This is a genomic window from Lentzea kristufekii (assembly GCF_033949925.1).
Taxonomy (GTDB): Bacteria; Actinomycetota; Actinomycetes; order Mycobacteriales; family Pseudonocardiaceae; genus Lentzea; species Lentzea kristufekii.
This window is the reverse complement of sequence record NZ_JAXAVV010000006.1, coordinates 23,825-43,399: the sequence shown is the minus strand read 5'-3', so window position 1 is coordinate 43,399 and position 19,575 is coordinate 23,825. Positions and strand designations below refer to the sequence as shown.

General features: G+C 69.9%; 17 protein-coding genes. 6 read left to right on the top strand and 11 right to left on the bottom strand.

Annotation, left to right across the window (positions count from 1 at the left end; all coding sequences use genetic code 11):
- The first annotated feature begins 99 nt into the window (after positions 1–99).
- A complete protein-coding gene (locus SK571_RS14170) occupies positions 100–444 on the top strand; it encodes a hypothetical protein (RefSeq protein ID WP_319984511.1) in 345 nt (114 codons plus the stop codon).
- A gap of 51 nt (positions 445–495) precedes the next feature.
- On the opposite strand, the gene SK571_RS14165 is transcribed toward SK571_RS14170, so the two are convergent.
- The 5 genes from SK571_RS14165 to SK571_RS14145 form a co-directional block, all read right to left on the bottom strand.
- A complete protein-coding gene (locus SK571_RS14165; RefSeq protein WP_319984510.1) occupies positions 496–957 on the bottom strand; it encodes a P-loop NTPase family protein in 462 nt (153 codons plus the stop codon).
- A gap of 140 nt (positions 958–1,097) precedes the next feature.
- Positions 1,098–2,504 (bottom strand): sensor histidine kinase, encoded by a 1,407-nt coding sequence (locus SK571_RS14160; protein ID WP_319984509.1) that lies wholly within the window; start codon positions 2,502–2,504, stop codon positions 1,098–1,100.
- Entirely contained in the window at positions 2,501–3,172 is a 672-nt protein-coding gene (locus tag SK571_RS14155) for a response regulator transcription factor (protein WP_319984508.1), read from the bottom strand. Before SK571_RS14155 ends, SK571_RS14160 begins: the two co-directional genes overlap by 4 nt.
- Positions 3,173–3,570: 398 nt before the next feature.
- On the bottom strand, positions 3,571–7,101 hold the full coding sequence (locus SK571_RS14150; RefSeq protein ID WP_319984507.1) for a hypothetical protein: 3,531 nt from the start codon (positions 7,099–7,101) through the stop codon (positions 3,571–3,573).
- 429 nt (positions 7,102–7,530) lie between these two features.
- Positions 7,531–8,520 carry an EamA family transporter gene (locus SK571_RS14145; RefSeq protein WP_319984506.1) on the bottom strand — a complete coding sequence of 330 codons (990 nt, stop codon included), beginning with the start codon at positions 8,518–8,520 and terminating at the stop codon, positions 7,531–7,533.
- 54 nt (positions 8,521–8,574) lie between these two features.
- Between SK571_RS14145 and SK571_RS14140 the strand changes: the two genes are divergently transcribed.
- Positions 8,575–9,129 carry a CGNR zinc finger domain-containing protein gene (locus SK571_RS14140; RefSeq protein WP_319984505.1) on the top strand — a complete coding sequence of 185 codons (555 nt, stop codon included), beginning with the start codon at positions 8,575–8,577 and terminating at the stop codon, positions 9,127–9,129.
- Between the two features lie 51 nt (positions 9,130–9,180).
- Complete coding sequence (locus SK571_RS14135) at positions 9,181–9,291, top strand: LysR family transcriptional regulator (RefSeq protein WP_406601980.1); 111 nt, start codon at positions 9,181–9,183, stop codon at positions 9,289–9,291.
- 167 nt (positions 9,292–9,458) lie between these two features.
- Here the strand turns inward: SK571_RS14135 and SK571_RS14130 are convergent, their stop codons facing one another.
- Together SK571_RS14130 and SK571_RS14125 are read right to left on the bottom strand one after the other, a co-directional pair.
- Complete coding sequence (locus SK571_RS14130; RefSeq protein WP_319984504.1) at positions 9,459–10,151, bottom strand: hypothetical protein; 693 nt, start codon at positions 10,149–10,151, stop codon at positions 9,459–9,461.
- Between the two features lie 55 nt (positions 10,152–10,206).
- Positions 10,207–11,625: an aldehyde dehydrogenase family protein gene (locus SK571_RS14125; protein ID WP_319984503.1), complete on the bottom strand. Its 1,419-nt coding sequence runs from the start codon at positions 11,623–11,625 to the stop codon at positions 10,207–10,209.
- 66 nt (positions 11,626–11,691) lie between these two features.
- Here SK571_RS14125 and SK571_RS14120 point away from each other — a divergent pair, with 66 nt between their 5' ends.
- The gene (locus tag SK571_RS14120; RefSeq protein ID WP_319984502.1) at positions 11,692–12,288 is read left to right on the top strand and encodes a TetR/AcrR family transcriptional regulator; all 597 of its coding nucleotides are present in this window, start codon (positions 11,692–11,694) and stop codon (positions 12,286–12,288) included.
- A 1-nt stretch (position 12,289) separates the two neighbouring features.
- On the opposite strand, the gene SK571_RS14115 is transcribed toward SK571_RS14120, so the two are convergent.
- From SK571_RS14115 to SK571_RS14100, 4 genes are all read right to left on the bottom strand, one after another.
- On the bottom strand, positions 12,290–13,564 hold the full coding sequence (locus SK571_RS14115; RefSeq protein WP_319984501.1) for a putative glycoside hydrolase: 1,275 nt from the start codon (positions 13,562–13,564) through the stop codon (positions 12,290–12,292).
- Positions 13,565–13,791: 227 nt separating this feature from the next.
- On the bottom strand, positions 13,792–14,919 hold the full coding sequence (locus SK571_RS14110; protein WP_319984839.1) for a BMP family lipoprotein: 1,128 nt from the start codon (positions 14,917–14,919) through the stop codon (positions 13,792–13,794).
- An 82-nt stretch (positions 14,920–15,001) separates the two neighbouring features.
- Positions 15,002–15,526, bottom strand: coding sequence for a GNAT family N-acetyltransferase (locus tag SK571_RS14105; RefSeq protein WP_319984500.1), 525 nt, complete (start codon positions 15,524–15,526; stop codon positions 15,002–15,004).
- Positions 15,523–16,506: a hypothetical protein gene (locus SK571_RS14100; RefSeq protein ID WP_319984499.1), complete on the bottom strand. Its 984-nt coding sequence runs from the start codon at positions 16,504–16,506 to the stop codon at positions 15,523–15,525. The genes SK571_RS14105 and SK571_RS14100 overlap by 4 nt, the downstream gene beginning before the upstream one ends.
- Before the next feature lie 135 nt (positions 16,507–16,641).
- Between SK571_RS14100 and SK571_RS14095 the strand changes: the two genes are divergently transcribed.
- Both SK571_RS14095 and SK571_RS14090 read left to right on the top strand, forming a co-directional pair.
- Positions 16,642–17,205 carry a MerR family transcriptional regulator gene (locus SK571_RS14095; protein WP_319984498.1) on the top strand — a complete coding sequence of 188 codons (564 nt, stop codon included), beginning with the start codon at positions 16,642–16,644 and terminating at the stop codon, positions 17,203–17,205.
- Positions 17,202–19,541 carry a VIT domain-containing protein gene (locus tag SK571_RS14090; RefSeq protein WP_319984497.1) on the top strand — a complete coding sequence of 780 codons (2,340 nt, stop codon included), beginning with the start codon at positions 17,202–17,204 and terminating at the stop codon, positions 19,539–19,541. Before SK571_RS14095 ends, SK571_RS14090 begins: the two co-directional genes overlap by 4 nt.
- The last annotated feature ends 34 nt before the right edge of the window (positions 19,542–19,575 follow it).

Genomic DNA, 19,575 nt, shown 5'->3' with positions numbered 1-19,575 from the left:
CGCGGGTGTACGCCGCCGATGATCACACCGGCGCGTCGGTCACCGTTCTTCCGGTCCAGTCCGATGTTTGGTGATGACGCCGGCGGGTATCGCGGTCGTATGACCAGAACTCGTTGCCGCGCCGAGGGTGCCGAAGTGACGTTGCGGTCCAAGACGATGGTCCTCGACTTCGCCGGGGACTGCGACGGCACGGACGGCGCCGGCCTGCGGCTGGTCGCCGAGCTGCCGGACGCGGGTGGTGCCGAGGACGGCGGAACCGTTGTGCTGGAGCAGAATGCCGCGACGATCACCCAGCCGGGTGGTGAGATCCGCTTGGCTGCACGAGAACCACTTCGCTTCGGGGACGGGCCGGTCGACGTCGAGTTCGTCCTGCCGGAGAGTCCTGAGTCGACGGTGCTCACCGTCCGCGGGCTCGTGGTGCGGCTGGAGCGCGCCGACAGCTGAGCGCGCTCCAGCAGGCTCCGCGACAGCCCGGCCTGGCGAGGTCGGGCGGTGTCACGAAAGCCGTGCCACGAAGCGAGCCGTCGCGCGCGGGCTCCGGAACACGTGCAGCCGCGCGTTGCCGGCGTGAGCCGCGATCGCCTTCTGCAGGAGCGGCCGGGACCTGCGACGCCACGACCACACCCAGCGCCAGAAGTCGGCGGTCTCGCGGGACCTGAGCAGTGCGCGCCAGGCGCAGCGTGGGAAGGAGTAGTCGAGCAGGAGCACGGTGTCCGCTCTGACCAGCCGGACTTCGAGGACGTCGTGGGGGCCGAGGTCGCCGTCCATGATCCACCGGTCTTCGGCGGCGAGCTCGCCCTGGACAATGGACCAGAGGTCGTGCGGGGTCGGTTCCAGCTCCGGTCCCCAGAAGTGCTTGTCGAGCTCGATGACGGGGAGGCCGGTCGCGGTGCCCAGCGTTGTCGCGAGAGTGGACTTCCCGGCGCCGCCACGGCCGAGGATGACGACGCGTTCCATGACCGTGATCGTGCCAGAGGAACTGTCGCTGCCACCGCCGTGGTGCACCATCCGACGGGGGAGCAGGTGAGGAAGCCGTGCAGCAGATCATCGAGGACGTCAGGAACTCCAGCAAGACCAGGTGAACCGGGTGCCTCGGCTCACGTGTGCACCGGCTGGTGTTCGCCGAAGATCAGGTCCCAGTCCAGCTCCGGCACCGGAACCGGCCGAGGTTCGGGGATGTGGCCGTGGGTCGGCACGATCGACCCGTTGAGGAACTGCCACACCTCGTCACCCATGCGCTGCTCCAGGGCGGTGGCTTTCCTCGGCTGCGGGATGCCGGTGGGAATCGTTGCCACGAAACGGACTCCGCGGAACCCTTCGGCGTCGGTGGCTTCGAGCGTGCCGTGGTGCCTGGTGGCGATGCGGCGGGCGATGGCGAGGCCGAGGCCCGCGCCGCCCGCGGCACGGGTGCGGGCCTCGTCGAGCCTGGTGAACCGGTCGAAGACGCGTTCGCGGTCCGCCTCGGGGATGCCGGGACCGTCGTCGATGACCTCGAGCGTCGCGGACGAGCCGCCGCGCAGGCGGACGATCACGGCGGTGCCCGCGTGGCGTTCGGCGTTGTCCAGCAGGTTGCCGAGCAGCCGCGACAGCTGGGCGCGCCGGCCGGGGACGAGCACCTGGTCGTCCGCCTCCAGGGCGACCATGGCCCGGCGGGAGACCTCGCGCTGCACGACGGCGGTGAGGTCGACGGTGTCCTGCTTGTCGAGTGCGTCGGCGTCCAGCCTGGCCAGCAGCAGCAGGTCCGTGGTCAGCTCCTGCAGGCGTTCGGCGTCCTCCAGCGCCGACTTCACGACGGTGGGCCAGTCCGCGAGGTGCGGATGCGACAGCGCGATCTCCAGCTCGGCCCGCAGCGCGGCCAGCGGGCTGCGCAGCTCGTGCGAGGCGTCCGCGACGAACCTGCGGGTGTCCTCGACGGAGCGGTGCACCCGGTCGAGCGTCTCGTTCAGCGTGGCGGCCAGCCGGGTGATCTCGTTGTCGGACGACGGCACCGGGACGCGCCGGGTGAGGTTGTGCTCGTTGATCTCGGCCACCTCGGCGCGCATCGTCTCCACCGGCCGCAGCACCCGGCTGGTCGCGGCCAGCACGGTGACCGACACCAGCGCGGTGATCGACGCGAGCACGCCGAGCAGGGACAGCGTCGAGCGGTTGAGCTGTTGCTGCGCCTGGGACGCGATCGACCGCGCGTCCTCGTCGTTGCGGTGAGGTCCTTCCCCGAGCTGCTGGGACCGGGTCTCACCGCTGTCGCTGAACGGCCACAGCGACAGGGCAGGCCGCACCTCGGTGCTCGCGTACCGGACGAGCACTCCCGGCGTGGCGGCGGTCGCGTTCTTCTGCAGCGGTACGCACTGCGTGCTCGAACACATGTAGTGCACGCGCGAGCTGTCCGCGGTCTGCGTCGTGATCTCCGCACGTTGCGAGACCAGCATCAGCAGCCCGGCGAGGCCGATCAGCAGCGCGGTGACCATCGTGGCCAGCACGGTCACCTTGGCCTGCAATGATCTCATCGGTCCACCAACCGGTAGCCGACGCCGCGCACGGTGGTGATGCTCCGCCGGTCGAACGGCGTGTCGATCTTGCGGCGGAGCGCGCTGATGTAGACCTCGACGAGGTTGGGGTCGGGGTCCTGCGCCGCGTCCCACACGCCGTCGATGATCTCCGACTTGGTGACGACCTCACCCGCGTGCCTGAGCAGGAAGTTCAGCACCGAGAACTCCTTCGCCTTCAGGTCGATCCGGGCGGTGCCCCGGTGACACTCCCGGCTGACCGGGTCGAGCACCAGGTCGCCCGCCCGCAGCAGCACCGGCTGGGCGGTGCGCGACCGCCGCGCCAGCGCCCTGAGCCGGGCCACCAGCACCACGTAGGAGAACGGCTTGGTCAGGTAGTCGTCCGCGCCGGTGTCGAGACCTTCCGCCTCGTCGAACTCGCCGTCCTTCGCGGTGAGCATCAGGATCGGCGTCCACACGCCGGCGTCGCGCAACGCCTGGCAGACCCGGTAACCGTTGAGGCCGGGCAGCATGATGTCCAGGACGATCACGTCGTACGGGTGCTCGCGCGCCCGCCACAACCCGTCCGTGCCGGTGCGTTCCACGTCGACCGCGAACCCTTCCGCGGTCAGGCCGCGGGTGAGCAGGTCGGCGAGGCGGGGGTCGTCTTCCACCACGAGCACGCGCATGGCAGCAGGGTGCCGCATCGATCATGATCGCGTCCTGAAATCCGGTTCAGGATCTTTCAGTGTCCTTTCAGGTTCACCCTGGCAGGCTCTGCGCCGTGGATGAGGGGATCCGCGATCGGGGGAGAAGGTGGCGGTGCCGCGGGGGGAGCGGTGCTGCCACCTTCTGGTCTTCGGCCGCACGCGGGGACAGGGCGGGTTCCGGCCGTTCAGCGCACGAGTTCCGCGCCGGTGGCGAGGTCCCACTGAGGTCGTGGCCGGGAAACGTTGCACGACGACCATTGCGGTCCGAGGTGGGGGAGTGCCTGGCGCCGCGACGAGGAATTCACCTGACGTGCACGAGAAAGCACAGCGCCGGCCGCTGCGGGAGCAGCGGCCGGCGTCGTGTCACTCCTGTCCGGTCAGCCTTGCTTGGCGATGTTCCACACCCAGGAGGACTCCGCGGGCTTGCAGCCCGGTTGTCCGCCATCGGCGGCGGGAACGTAGATCACGGTCATGTTCTGGTCGTCTTCCTTGGAACAGTTGAAGACGGAAAGTCCTTGCTGGTCCTCCGGGCCGGCGAGGCTGAAGAGGTTCTGGTCCAGATCGTTGTCGATGTCGAACCCGAACCTGCTCTCCCACAACTGACCTTGAACGTCAGTGGCCGTGCCGCATTCACCCATGACCACTGTCGGGGTGTTCAGAGGGTTGAACATGCACGCACCCGTGACCCGGTTCATGAGCTTGTAGGTGTAGAAGGGCTTCGGCCCCCACGGGGTCGGCTTCTGCATGACCCGGACCAGGCGGAACACCCAGTTGTCGTTGAACTCGCCGCTGCACGACTTCTGGATCAGGTAGAACCTGCCGGTCGCACCACCGTCGCTGCTGACGAGGCACCGGCCGCTGTTCTTGTTGATGATCTTGGCGACCTTGTCGCCGAAAGCGGCCGTCGAGGGCATGAACGCCACCGCGTCGAAAGCGATCTCCCGGCCGTTGGCGCCGGCGTTCCAGTTGCTGAGCGACACCTTGGGCTTGTCGGTGAACCTGTACGTGCCGAGTTCCACCCAGTTCGGCGGCAGGGAGAGGCTGCCGGGGTCCGGAGCGGTGACCTGGACGGGCCCGTCCGCCGTGTGCACCGTGTAGACCAGCTTGCCTGCGATCTTCTCCGAACGCTTGGGCCGGTGCGCCCACACCTTGATCGGCGACGTGTACGTCCGGCCCGCCGTCCAGGTGGCCTGCATCTTCAGCTTCCGGCCCACGTCGTCATTGCCGTACGCGTGGGTGAACCACGTGTGACCGCCGTAGCCGCTGGTGGCCTGGTGCAGGTCCATGCGTCCCACCTGCTGGCCGAAGCTGTCGCTGGAGAACTCGATGTTGAACGTGCCGTCGCGATCGAGGTTCGGCCGGGCGCAGCCCCGGGGCTGGGGACGGGGACCTGGGAAGCTGAACACCGGCGCGGTGTCGGCGTTGACGTCGTCGACCACGCTCGCGTCACCGGGCAGTCCCCCGTTGTCACACGTCGGCCTGGAGGTGATGCCGTCGTCGGGCTCGGTGCCGAAGTCCGGGTAGTAGCGGAAGAACTGGTTACCGCAGGTGACCGAACAGTCGGTCTTCCAGGTCACCGAGTCGTGCCACCAGCACTTCAGGTCGTACTGGCCTGCCTCGTTCTTGTGCGCACAGGGACCGGCGGGTTCACCGATCACCTCAGGCGCGTCCGGAACGGGCCTTGGGCCGTGCTCGTCGCACTGGTTCTTGTCCTTGTTGCAGAAGGTGTAGATGCCGGGCTTGGCGGTCTTCTTGTTCTCCTCGCCGTTCCACCAGGCGGTGCGGAAGAACGGGACCTCCGTGACCTCGTCCTCGAAGCCCGACGGCGGGTTGCCCGCGAACCCCATCACCTTCTCGGGGTAGGGCCACTGGTTCGGCCTCGCGTAGTCGGACGGGACCGCTCCGAACGGTTGCCGGTTCTCCGGGTAGCGGGGGTTGGCCGGGTTGTTGCCCCAGCCGAGGCCGTGGGCGCCGTTCGAGCCGGCCTTTCCTGGCACGTGGTAGCCGGAGTTGTACGCCCAGACCGCACCGAACCAGTTCTCCAGCTTGGAGGGGTCGTTGTTGTTCATCCGGACGCCGTAGTACTGCAGCTGGTTCCACTTCGTCTGGAGGATCTGCAGACCCGCAGCGATGTTCGCCGCGTAGTCCGTGGCGATGAGGACCTGGTCCCGGTACGTCCTGGGGATCTCATCAGGCCTCTGCCGGCCCGCGAGCCGCATGCCGTCGGTCGTCTGCGAGACGCCGTAGCCGCAGTCGGCCTTGGAGAAGTCGATGGTCCAGTCGTCGGCCTCGTCCCGGTTGTAGACGTCGTTGCCGTAGAAGTTGCCGACCAGGGGGTTGGCGTACTCACCGGGCAGCACGAGCCGCGTCGCCTGCCAGAGGTTCGACTCCTGGCCGAGGATGCCGAGCAGGACCTGGACGGGGACCTTGCCGCCGCCGTTGAGCGGAAGCGAGGGGAACGCGTTCTCCGCCTGGATCTGGTAGCCGGCCTGGCCGTTGCCGTTCCAGTTCGTCGGGCGCGCCGTCATGAGCGCGCCGTTGACCGCGAAGTTCGCCGCCCACTCGACCTGCTTGGGCTTCGGCTGGTAGACCTGCTTGCTGAGGTCGTTGCGCTTGATCGCGCAGCTCGCCAGGGTGTCGCTCATGTCCTGGTTGGCGGCCTGGGCTCCCACCTCCGACTGCGTGCCGGCGCTCGGCGCCGGGACACCGGGCTGCGGTGACTGCGGCTTCGGAGCGGTGGCGGCGGGGTCGACGGTGAAGCCGACGTCCTTGCCGGTCTTGGTGCTCTTCGCCTTGATGTGCACGGGTTCTGCCTTGCCGGGGTTCTTCGAGAACACGCCGGGGGTGCCGCCGTCGGCCCGGTTCACCGCGGTGACCACGGCTTCGCCGCGCAGCGAGAGCTGTGCGTCGGCGGGCACGTCCATCTTGCTGACGACCGAGGGCAGCTTCTCGACCTTGCCGGGCTTGCCGGTGATGGCGACCTTGCCGCCGAGCATCCGCGCGACTCCGACCTCGCCCGCCTTGCCCTCGGCGAGCGTGGTGGCCGCGGTCTCCTTGGCGACGTTGGTGGCGATCCGCTTCACGCGGTTCGTCTTGTCGTCCCCTTCGAGGTAGACGACACCACCCTCGGCGTCGGGCTTCAGCTGGAACGCCGAACCCTTGGTGGTGTTGGTGAGCCTGGTGCGCTTGCCGTCGTCCGCGATGCGCTGGACCGAGGCCCCCGCGACGGCGACGATGCCGTCGCGCGTCGGGACCGCCGACGTCACCTGACCGGTCAGCTCGATGCGCTTCTGCAGTTTGCCGGACGTGGCGTCGACCTTGACCAGACCCGTCTGGCCCTTGTCCTCGGTCGCGTCCTGCGTCAGGACCGCCGTCTCGTCGAGACCGCAGCCGGGGTTGAAGTAGGCGAGCGTGGTGCGGATGGGAAGCTTCGTCACCGCGCCCGTGTTCAGGTCGACGGTCGCGGTGAACGCACCACGCGCCATCAACGCTTCCTTGTTCGTGTACGTGCGTGGCGCATAGGCCACCACCACACGATCACCGGACCCGGTCACGCAGGCGTTGCCGATCCACAGGTCCGCCTCGACGGTGGGCTGGTTCAGCGTGGCAACCGTTTTCCACGCGTAACCGGACTTGCCGGTCGCGACCATGACGTGGAAACCGGTCTGGTCGCCCATCGTCGTCCACAGCTTGTCGTCCGACTTCTGCCAGTCCTTGCCGAGCACCTCCTGGCGCTTGTCGGCCGCGACGGCGGGCGGGTCGTTCGGCAGGGGCTTCGAGGCGGTGTTGTTCGGCCCCGGTCCCGAGCCGGGTGCCGCGACCGCTGACGCGGTCCCGGTCAGCATCAGCGCCGCGGTGCTGAGCGCGACACCGCGCCACAGCCGCCGGCTTCTTCCTGTTCGAGCCATCCAGAATCCCCCAGGACTTGTAGCTGATGGCCTTGTTGCCCGCGCAGCACGGGCGACGCGCACGGCAGCGACGCCTCATCGTGGACAAGGCGTGCGAGTGCCAGCGCGATCCCCCAGGCGAGACATCAAGCCCCGTTTCGTGGCACAGCTAAGCGCCGTCGGTAAACGGTGTCAAGATCGGGTGAAGTACGAGGCCTGACGGTGTTCCAGTGCCGGCGGACCGGACCGTCCGGCGACGGGCCGGGCGGACTTCCCCTCCGTCGATCAAAGTGCGTATGGCCTGGCACAACAGGGAAATCGCGGACGCGGTCGCCGACCCCGCCTCCGGGCGCATGGTCACCACCGAGGCGACGCGGTGTGGAACAGCAGTTGCACAGCAGCGGTGCTCACCAGGTGGTGGGCCGCGTGGACGCTCGCGCACCAGTGCGGTCAGCGGACCGCTACGTCCCTTGCGACGGCCGGCTCCACCACCTGGTCCACCTGCTGGCGTTCGGCGCGGACCGAGGCGATGCCGCCCAGGATCAGCAGGCCGCCGAGCAACTGCAACGGCGAAAGACCCTCGCCCAGCAACAGCCACGCGAACAGCGAGGCGGACACGACCTCCAGCAGCGCGATGAACGACGCCAGCCGTGAGCCGAGGATCCCGGAGGCGGTGATGCCGCTCGCGTACGCCAGCGCGGTGCCGATGACCGCGACGACGAGCAGCGGCACCCACCAGGGCGTGGGCGTGCCGAACAGCGGCACGTCGCCGAAGGTCGCGGTGAACGGCAGCAGGCCGGTGGCGCCGATCAAGGCCAGCACCGGTGCGGCGAGCAGCAGTCCCGCTCCGGCGAGCGCCACCGGTGGCAGGCCGTTGTTGGGGCGGGCGGCGATCACGAAGTACACGGAACACCCGATGGCGGCACCGAAGGCGGCGGCCAGGCCGATCGGGTCGACGGCCTGGATCGCGCCGGGGCCGATGACCAGCACCAGGCCGCCGACCGCGAGCACCGAGCCGATCAGGACGACGGGGGCGGGCGTTCGCCTGCTGACCGCCCAGGTGAAGCCGACGAGGATCAGCGGCGCGAGGAACTCGATGAGCAGCGCGGTCGCCACCGGGATCCGCTGGATGGCGGCGAAGTAGAGGACCTGGGTGATCGCCACGCCCACCAGGCCCATGCCCAGCACTGGCCAGCGGGCCTGCAGCAGCAACGACCAGCGGCCGCGCATCAGGACGAGGACGAACGGCAGCAGCACCAGACCGGCGGTGAGCGCGCGGGCCGTGACGGCGGCCGCGGGGGACCAGCCGGCCTCCAGCAGGGGTTTGACGAACGCGCCGGAGGTGCCGAACGAGATGAACGAGACCGCCGCTGCGATCAGGCCCGTGGACTTCGACGGAATCCCCATGGTCGCGTGCCTCCCGGTTCCGAACGATGTCATGGCCTAACCTGACCTACGCCCCTGACGCTAGGCCGGTCTCGGTAAGGAGTCAATTTGCGTTTTGCCCCTGACACGGAGGAGTCACTCGCGTTCGTCGTGGCGCTGTGCAACACGGACCCGTCGGCCTCGCGTGGTGGCGACGACGAGCTGGCCACCGTCGACCAGTTGGCGGCCCTGCTCAGCCGGTTCCGCTACACGGGGCGCATCGACGGCGACGAGGCGGAGCTGCGGGACGTCCACCTGACACGCGCGCTGCTCCGGCGCGTGTGGTCGCTCAGTCGCGATGACGCGGTCGAGGCCGTCAACAAGATGTTGCGCGACGCGAAGGCACTGCCGCATCTCGTGCGGCACGACGATCTCGACTGGCACATGCACGCCACCGAGCCCACCTCGCCGCTCGCCGAACGCATGCGGGTCGAGGCCGCGCTCGCTCTCATCGACGTGATCCGGATGAACGAGATGGACCGCCTGCGGGTCTGCGCGGCCGACGACTGCGAGGGGCTCCTGCTCGACCTGTCCCGCAACGGGTTGAAGCGGTTCTGCAGCGTGCGGTGCGGCAACCGGATGAACATGATCGCGTTCCGCGAACGCCGCGCGGACGGCCGGTGAGACGTCGGGGACTGATGCTTGCCGGGCATCGGGCGTGGTTGGCTGGCGGATGTGGAACTGCGACAACTGCGTTACGTCGTGGCGGTGGCGGAACACCGGCACTTCCGGCGGGCGGCCCTGGCGCTCGGCATGACCCAGCCCTCCCTGTCGCGGCAGACGTAGACCGCACCCGCCGCACGGCGGGTCCTGGAGCAGGTCGAGACCGGGGCGACCGAGGCGCGACGGGCGGCGCGCGGGCAGGCCGGCTCGTTGCGGCTGGGCTTCGTCGGCGAGGTGCCGATCGTCGAGCGGGCGTTCGGCCTGCCGTGGGAACGGCTCACCCGGGACAGCTAGTCGTCGAACGTGAACCCGGTGCGCACGCGCAGTTCCGTGGTGGCGCAGTCCCCGCCCGCACGCTCGGCGACGAAGGTGTACTCGCGGTCGCTCGTCATCGGGAACTCGGTGTGCACCAGGACATCGCGTGACACGGCCTCGGCCACGGTCCTGCCGTCGAGCACGACGTGCCACTTCACCTCGGACTCGCAGCCAGGCAGCTCGACCGACAGCCCGCCGTGCCCCGTGCGCGCCGGAGTGCGGCCGACACCGCCGAACCGCGTCTCCACCTTCGACCCGGCGGCCAGTTCGTACACGTGCACGGGAGCGCAGACCGTGGCTTCTCCGCCGCCGGAGCACTCCTGCACGGTCCGGGGAGCGTCACCGCCCACGATCTTGGTGCTCACGTGGTCCGGCAGGTTCGCCAGCATGACGGCGGCGAGGCCGATGGCACCCAGTGACGCGATCATCGTCACCGTCGACACCAGCACGGCTCGCACGCGGCGCTGCACGGCCTCGGAACGCTCCCGTGCCTCCAGTTCGAGCTTCTGCAGCAGTTCGGGCTTGTCCGTGGCCGCCGCGACGAGCATCGCCATCTGGCGGGTGGCGAGTGCGGCGGAGCGGGACGCCATCAGCGACGCGATGAGCGCGATGACGGCGCTGATGATCCCCGCTACCCACGACACCCGTTCGACCCAGTCCCAGAACACCGCGCAATCCAAGCAGAACAACGGGATTCAACGGGCCGGAACGGTGACGATCACGTCACCCGCGGCGCATCAGGCGCTGGGCGAAGCGCTTTCCGAAGCCGGTGAACGGCGGCTGGGCGAGGCGGAGCGTGTCGAACGCGAGCGGCTTGCGCAGCACGGGCTTGAGGTGGGAGAAGGCGTTCCACGAGTAGTGGCCGTGGTAGGCGCCCATCCCGCTGGCACCGACGCCGCCGAACGGCAGCCCGCTCGCCGCCACGTGGATCAGGCCCGCGTCGTGGACCACCGCGCCGGACGACGTCCGCTGCTCGAACAGGCGGCGGGTGCGGGCGGACGACGTGAACACGTAGAGCGCGAGGGGCTTGTCCCAGGCGTTGACGACGTCGATCGCCTGCTCGGCCGAGTCGACCGCGACGACGGGCAGGACGGGGCCGAAGATCTCCTCCCGCAGCACCGGATGGGCCGCGTCCGGGCCGACGGCCAGGCGGCCGCCGCTCAGGGTCACGACCGTGGGCGCGAGGTACCGCTCCGCCCGGTCGTGGTCGCCGCCGATCACCACGTTCGTGCCGTCCAGCAGGGACACGAGCCGGTCGAACTGCCGTTCGTTCACGATCCGGCCGTAGTCCTCGCTCGCCCGCGGGTCCGCACCCCACAGGTCCGCGATCGCCTTCCTGATCGCCTCGACGAGTGCGGGGACCCGGTCGGGAGTGGTCATCACGTAGTCGGGAGCGACGCACGTCTGGCCCGCGTTGGTGAACTTCGCCCACACCAGCCGCCGCGCCGCCTGGTCGAGGTGGGCGTCGTCGTCGAACCAGACGGGCGACTTGCCGCCCAGTTCCAGCGTCACCGGCGTCAGGTGCTCGGCCGCGGCCCGCATCACGACCCGGCCGACCGTGCCGCTGCCCGTGAACACGATGTGGTCGAACCGCTGCGCCAGCAGTTCGGTGGTCTCCGGGACACCGCCCTGCACCACGCGCACGGTGCCGTCGGGGAAGTAGGCGGGCACGAGCCTCGCGATCAGCGCCGACGTCTCCGGTGCCAGTTCACTCGGCTTGAGCACGGCCGTGTTGCCCGCCGCCAGCACACCGACCAGCGGGCCGAGCAGCAGCTGCATCGGGTAGTTCCACGGTGCGACCACCAGCACCACGCCGAGCGGCTCGGGCACCAGCCGGGCCCGCGCCGGCCACAGGCCCAGCGGCACCGGGGCGCGCCGGGATCGCGACCACCTCCGCAGGTGCCGCATCGTGTGGCTGATCTCCGCCAGCACCACGCCGATCTCGGTCAGCTGCGCCTCGCCCGCGTTCTTGTGCAGGTCGCTCCACAGTGCGGCCTCGAACGCGGCCTCGTTCTCGGTGATCATCGCGCGCAACGCCCGGAGACCGGCGGTGCGGGCGGCCAGGGGACGGGTGGTGCCGGAGTCGAACACCTCGCGGACGCCGGAGACGGTCGCGGCGAGGTCGGCTGTCGTCGTGGGCATGCACCTCACCCTACCCCATTACGAAACAGATCCTTTTCGTTTCTTCGACCCGGTATGCTGGACGGGATGACGACGAAGGCCGACGCCGCACAGGGGCGCCCCAAAGACCCGCGGGTGGACGCGGCCCTGATCAACGCGGCGATCGAGGTCCTCACCGAGTCGGGCTGGGCCTCCTTCACCACGACCGCCGTCGCCAAGCGCGCGGGTGCCTCCACCGCGTCCCTCTACCGCCGCTGGCCCTCCAAGCAGGCTCTCGCCGGAGCCGTGGCCCGGCACATCGCCCAGGCCGAGCTGACCGGGATCGACACCGGCGCACTCAAGAGCGACCTGCGGGAACTCCTGGCGCGCAAGCGGAAGATCCTCGAAGCCGCCACCGGCCCCGCGCTGCTCTCGCTGATGGGTCAGGCCGCGCACGACCCGGAGCTGCGCCAGATCCTGCACGACGACGTGTATCTGGCGGTCCGCGGTGAGCTCGGCGCCCTCGTCGACCGGGCCACCGGCCGCGGGGAACTCGCGAACGCCGTGGGCAGCGCGCAGATCGACGTGCTGACGCTGGTGCTGATCGGCACCGCCCTGGCCCGATCGGTCTTCGTCGAGTCCAGCGTCCACGACGCCGCTGAGGCGGAGCTCCACCTGCTGCTCGCGGCGATCAACCTCGCCTGACCTACGGCCACGGAAGTGTCCATTGTGGTGGGAGCAGTGACACTGGTGGCGTGGCGGGGCAATGTGCCCGTAGCAGCACACCGGTGGTGCCCGGCAGGCTCACCGAGGTGACCGGCCTGCCCTCGTGGTCCTGGTAGGTGCGGTGCAGCGGCACCGTGACCGCCCTGCTGCCGGTCGGGTTCGCGTTGACCAGCGCCATGCCGCAGGTGAAGTCCCGGCGGAACACCTTGTTGGCGACCGCGCGGTAGGCGCCGGCGGGATGCCCGAGGTACCAGTCGTACTCGGGGTGCCACGGCGTCGGGTCCGCGTAGCCGTCCGTCTTCTCGATCTCGGCGATCGCGGCGTGCCCGCTGGTGGTCATGAACAGGCTGGCCAGCGCGTACCGGAAGGCCTGGGGGTCGCCCGCCTTGAAGTGCGGCTGCACCCAGGTCATCTTGCCGCTCGCCTCATTGACGGCGATCTCGGCGACCTGCCGGCGCCAGCCCTCCGGGTAGTCCTCGAGGAGCCGGTCGCTGGAGAAAGTCAGCCACCACTCGTCGAACGCGCCGTCGAGGTAGTCGCCGTACGCGTCCCATCCGCCTGCCTGCAGCCGTGCGTTGGTCAGGTTCCCGACCGAGAGCAGGCCCGCGGCCGCGAAGCTGCTCCTGATCTCGGCGAGCATGCCTTTGTAGGCCTCCTGGAACGACGCGTTGTCCGGATATTTCGCCGGGCACACACCGGAATGGTAGGCGTCGCAGGTGTAGAGGACGTTGTCCAGGAACACCCCGTCGAATCCGGTGGATTTGGAACTCGCGACGACGCTGCTCACCCAGGCTTTGCGGTATTCGGGATTTCCGACGTCCATCTGCCAATGGCCTTCGTAGCCGGAGTAGACGAGTTCTTTCCCCCTGGGATCCTCCAGGAACCACTCGGGGTGGTTCTCGCGGGCATCGCAGTAACCGAGTCCGGCGGGCAGGTGCTCGTCGTCCCTGCCTTGCTTGCACGCGTAGGAACGGGTGGAGGAGAGGTCCTTGTAGACGTAGACCTTGACCTGGGGGTTCGCCGCCTTGAGCTTCTTCAGCAGGTCGCCTTCCCAGGCGTTGAGCACGATGTGGGCGCGGCGTTCGGCCTCTGTGGCGATCGTTTCGTCGGACACCGGTGTGCTGTTGAGGTGGAGCCAGAAGGACTGGACACGTCCGACGGGCGCGGCTTCACCCGCTTCGGCCGCGGGCGGGAAGAGACCGATGAGCAGGACCGCCAGCAGAATCCTCGGCAGCCTGCCTGTTTTCTCAAGCATCGCCCCTCCTCGCCCGGAAGTACTGCGAGCGAGGTACCCATTTCGGGATGAGGACGTGGCGGCGAGGTCGTAAACCACCTGTTGTGGTGTGGCGGCGTCATGGAAATGACACGGTGAGTACCACTGCCGCTCCTGGCCGGGTGATCCACTGCCGGCCGGCCAGGCCACGGGAAGCGCGAAGACCACCCCGTCGAGGTGATCTTCGCGCTCGGCGGTTCGCCCGTCCGCTAGACCGCGTCCGCGACCTTGATCTTGCCCTCGATGATCTGGGCCTTGTAGCCCTCCAGGATCCCCTGCAGCTTCGCGTCGATCTTGCCGCCCGACGTCGCGTACCCCATGCCGTTCGACTTGAGGTCGAAGATCTTCGGCAGCGACGCGAGGTCGTTCGCCGCGGCGGCCTCGAAGAAGTCGTAGACGGCGACGTCCACGCGCTTGAGGCTGGAGGCCACGATGACGTCGCGGTTGGCCGCGAGCGCGGGCTGGTTGTACTGGTCGGCGTCACAGCCGATCGCCAGCACGCCCGCCTCCTTCACCGCCGCGAACACGCCGATGCCGGACGCGCCCGCCGCCGGGTAGACGACGTCGGCGCCCTTGTCGATCAGGCCCTTCGCCGCCTCCTGACCCTTGGGCGGGTCCTGGAAGCCGGTGAAGTCGCCGGCCGGGGTGATGTACTTCTTGTCGATCGACACCTTCGGCGCGGCGGTCTTCGCGCCCTGGTAGTAGCCCGCCTCGAACTTCTGGATCAGCGGGATGTCCACGCCGCCGACGAAGCCCACGTGGCACTTCTTGCTTTGGTACGCGGCGACGACGCCCGCGAGGAACGCGCCCTCCTGCTCGGCGAAGACCAGCGGCGTCACGTTCGGCACACCGTCCACAGCGGAGTCGACCAGGCCGAACTTGACGTTCGGGAACTCCGGCGCGACCACCTTGAGCGACTCGGTGTACGCGAAGCCGACGCCGACGATCGGGTTGAAGCCCTCGGACGCGAGCTGGCGCAGCCGGGTCTGCTTCGCGGACTCGTCCTCGTTCGGCGCCGCGGACAGCTCGCGGGTGTTCTCCTTCTTGACGCCCATGTCCTTGATCGCCTTGTCGAACCCGGCGGCGGCGAGGTCGTTGAACGACGCGTCACCGCGGCCACCGATGTCGTAGGCCAGACCGATCTTCAACGCGCTGCCGTCGACCTTCTTGTCGTTGGCGGCGCTGGTGCTCGACGTGGCGGGCGCGGTGGGCGGCGCCGAGAACTCACAACCATTGCCCGACGCGGCGGGCGTGGTGCCACGACCGGAGTCCTTCGCACAGGCGCTCACCACCATGAGGCTGGTCAGCGCGATCGCGGCCACGGCGGTGCCACGCATACGACGACGCACGGTTCGTCTCCTCTAACTCGGCTTTGAGAGGCGGACGCTACCTCGCACGCCGATCAAACCGGTTGAGAGTTCACCTATTGGGATCGAGGATTTTACGGAAGACGAGGAAGTCGCACGGGCACGCGAGGTGCGGCACCAGGAACGGATACGCGGCCTCCAGGCTGTCCTTGCGCACGAGCCGATAGCCGATGCGCGTGTACCAGCCCCGGAGGAACTCCTTCACCGGGTGCTCCCACGTCTGCGGGACGAGCAACTCCAGCTGCATCTCACGAAAGCCCCGCTCACGGCCCCAGTTCTCGGCGAACGACACGAGGTCCGCACCGATGCCGGTGCCGCGCTCCTCCGGGGCGGCGACCAGCATCCCGAACTCGCCCACGCCGTCCTCGATCTCGTGCACGCGAACGGAACCCACGACGCGATCGCCCGACGAGGCCACCGCGATCTGCCCGGTGGCGATGAGCTCCGCCACCTCGGCCTCGGTGGTCCGGGACTGGCCTTCGAGCCAGATCCCCTTCTCCGCGTCGGAGTACACGCGGTTGATCAGCGCGGCGATCTCCGCGGCGAACGCCGTGTCGGAGATCAGGACGGGAGTCACCACGGCGACGGCTGGGTGATCTTGGCGAGCTCGTCGGCGTGCTGGAGCACCCCGAGTTCGCGCAGCATCCGATCGCGCTGCACCGGGTCGTGCGCGACGTGCGAGGCGTGCAGTGCCTTGCGCAGCCGGGCTTTCCGGCGCGGCGTCCACGGGCCGGCGACGGCGAGCTTCGCGGCACGCAACGCCGCCTTGTCACGGGTGCGCGCCAGGGCGTCGCGGCCGTCGTCACCCAGGCCCAGCAACGACAACACGCGTTCGCGCAGCTCGCGCCCGACGCGTGCCCAGGTGGTCGTGCGCTGGCGCGCGGCGCGGATCTCGATGCCGAGCGCGAGGTGCAGCATCACCAGGCCGAGGACCGGTCCGAGCAGGACACGGGCGGTGCCGGCGACCGGGCCGGACAGGCTGAAGGCCGCGAACGCGGCGAACGCCGTCAGCGCCCACGCCACGAGGCGGGCAGGACCAGGACGGCCGTTCTGGCGCACGCCACCGCGCATCGCCCAGCCGCACGCCACGAGCGCCGCCTCCATCACGGAGAACAGGACGACCCGCTCCACGACGTCGGTGATGCCCAGGCGCTGCTCGAAGAACCGCCACGAGGTGTCGACGCTGACGCCGATGCTCATCAGCGCGACGGCGTAGAACCCCTTGGCCCCGGCGGGCTTCGAGGGCTCGGCGGGCGGTTCCGGAGCGGGGGAGGGGGCCTCCGCCTTGTCGAGTTCGGCGATCAGTTCCGGCGTGAGCAGCACATGACCGCTCGTGTCGGTCATGTCGTTGGCGGCGCGCCACTCGTTCACGATCGCCCTGGTGTGCGAGCTGGTGGGCACCGCCTGGCCCTGCTTGTGCAGCCAGCGGCGAACGTCCTCGACCGTGCAGCCGCGCGGCAGGTGCTCCAGCGCGTACTGGATCTTGGCCTTCTGCGTCTTCAGCCGGGCCAGCTCGGCGGTGTGGTCGGTCAGGGTGCCGACCTCGTCCGTGGACACTCGTGCTCTCCATCCTGATGTGTGGGGGGCTTGCAGGGGCACGCGGACGCGCCGGACCCTACCCGGCTACCCGGCGTGAACATCATCAGGTTTCTGACGTTGACACTGTTACGGTTGCAGTGTCAGTATCAGGGGGTGTGGACGCTCGACGAGTTGCTGGACCGCGTCTCCGCCGCGTTGACGGCGGAGTACTCGGGCGCGCCCAACGGACGCGTCCGGGACGTGCCCGACAAGCGGGCCGTCCGCTGGTACGCGACGACGGGGCTGGTCGACAGACCGTCGGCGATGCGCGGCCGCACGGCGTTGTACGAGAAGCGCCACCTGCTCCAGCTGGTGGCGGTGAAGAGACTGCAGTCGCAGGGGAGGACGCTGGCCGAAGTCCAAGCCGAACTCGCGGGCGCCACCGACACGACGCTGGCGGCCATCGCCCGCGTGCCGGAACACCTGCTCTCCACGGCTGAAGCACCACCGGAGGCCGTTCGCCCCAGGTTCTGGGCCGAACCCGCTGCCGCACCGGCCGCGCCACCCGCACCCGCCGAGGCGTTCGCGCTGAACGGCGTCGCGCTCGGGGGAGGTGCCGTCGTCCTGGTGCCGGGGACGCCGACCGCCGCCGACCGCGCGGACATCGCCGCCGCCGCCCGGCCACTGCTCGACCTGCTCGCCGCCCGCGGCCTGCTCAACGAAAGGGAGTCGTCATGACCATCTCCGTCGCCCCGATGAAGGCCGCCGAAGCCGACCGCATCGGCCGGACGACCGAGGACGCGGGTCTGGGCGCGCTGCGCACCGAACGCGGCAACCTGCCGCTGGAGCGCCTCGGCGTGCGAGCCTCCATCACCGGTCTCGTCGGCCGCGTGGTCCTGACGACCGGGTTCGTGAACACCCACGACACCGCTCTCGAAGCGACCTACGTGTTCCCGTTACCCGACCGCGCCGCCGTCACCGGCATGAAGATGACCGCCGGCGACCGCACCGTGGAAGCCGATCTGCAGGAACGCGCCCAGGCCCGCCAGACGTACGACGACGCGATCGCGGCGGGCAAGAGAGCGTCCATCGTGGAGGAAGAGCGCCCGGACGTCTTCACCATGCGCGTGGGCAACATCCCCGCCGGTGAACGGGTGACCGTCGAGCTGACCCTGGTGGGGCCGCTGGTGTTCGAGGACGGCGCGGCCACGTTCCGGTTCCCGCTCGTCGTGGCGCCTCGCTACGTGCCGGGTTCGCCGCTGCCCGGGCCGTCCGTCGGCGACGGGCACGCCCAGGACACGGACCTGGTGCCGGACGCCTCGCGGATCACGCCGCCGGTGCTGCTGCCGGGCTTCCCGAACCCCGTGCGGCTCGGCGTCGACGTGGAGATCGACCCCGCCGGGCTGGAACTCGGCGAGGTGCGGTCGAGCCTGCACACCGTCGTGACCGAGGGCAACACCGTGTCGGTCTCGCCGGGCGAGCGGGTCGACCGCGACTTCGTGCTCCGCCTGGCGTACAACGGGAACAGCTCGGCGGTCGTGTGCGTGCCCGACGAGGACGACAGCGGTGAGGGCACCTACCAGCTGACGGTGCTGCCGCCCGAGACCGAGGCCCCGGTCCGCAGGCGTGACGTTGTGCTGCTGCTCGACCGGTCGGGCAGCATGTCGGGCTGGAAGATGGTCGCGGCCCGGCGTGCGGCGGCCCGCATCGTCGACACGCTGACCGCGGACGACACGTTCTCCGTGATCACCTTCGACCACCAGGTGGAACGACCCGACACGCTCGGCTCCGGCCTCGTCACGGCCACCGACCGCCACCGCTTCCGCGCCGTCGAGCACCTGGCGGCCGTGCAGGCACGCGGCGGCACGGAGATGTACGAGCCGTTGCGGCAGGGCCTGACCCTGCTCTCCGACGCGGGCTCGGAGCGCGACCCCGTCCTCGTGCTCGTGACGGACGGTCAGGTCGGCAACGAGGACCAGATGCTGCGCGACATCGCACCGCTGATCAACCGGACGCGGGTCCACGCCGTCGGCATCGACACCGCCGTCAACGCGGGCTTCCTCGGCAGGCTGGCCGCCGCCGGGGCGGGCCGGTGCGAACTCGTCGAGAGCGAGGACCGGCTCGACGAGGCGATGACGCACATCCAGCGGCGGATCGGCGCACCGGTCATCACCGACGTGGTGGTGTCGCCCGGATCGGATCTGCCCCGGCTGCCCACCGCCATCTATCCGGGTGTGCCGCTGGTCGCCTTCGGCCGGTACCGCGGTGCCGCACCGGACTCCTGCGTCGTCCGCGGCCGGACCCGCGACGGCGCCGGCTGGCAGGAGACGGTGGCCGTGCAGCAGCACACCTCGCCGGCCGTCCGGTCGCAGTGGGCCCGTGCCGCACTGCGTGATCTGGAGGACCGGTACGCGGCCGGTGACCGGACGCTGGAGTCGTCGATCGTGGAGACCTCGCTGAGGTTCGGCGTGCTGTGCCGCTTCACCGCGTTCGTGGCGGTGGACGAGCGAGTCGTGTCCGACGGGCCGGTGCACCGGGTGGTGCAGCCGGTCGAACAGCCCGCGGGCTGGGAGATGCGGGCTCCGGGCGGCCCCATGCCGATGTTCGCCGGGGGTGCGCCCGCGTTCGCCGCCCCTGCGCCGCTCGCTGCCGCGCCCGCCGCCTTCGGCGCACCGGTACCGCCGCCCCCATCCGCGCCGACGGGCGCCGCTCCCCGGATGGGGGCGCCCAAGCGGATGCGGGCGTCCGCGCCCATGGCGATGCCGGTACCTCCGGCCGTCGAACAGCCGGACCTGCGCGCGGTCGTGACACTGGAGATCCAACGTCTGGAGAAGGACGCCTCGCTGCCGTCGTGGGAGCGTCGCGACCTGCTCGCCGACCTGGCCAGCCGGCTCGGCATCCTCATCGCAGGCCGCACGGACGCCGCTTACGGGCCGATGCGCGGACTGCTCGCGGAGATCACGGCCGGTGGTGACGTCGACGAGCTGTGGGCGCGGACGCTGGAGGTGCTGCGGGAGTTCGTCGCGGAGGGGACGCCCGCCGAGCCGGAGCGGCGCCGGAGGTTCTGGCGCTGATCGGACGATTGCCCGTGTGAGGGTTCTGCCGCAA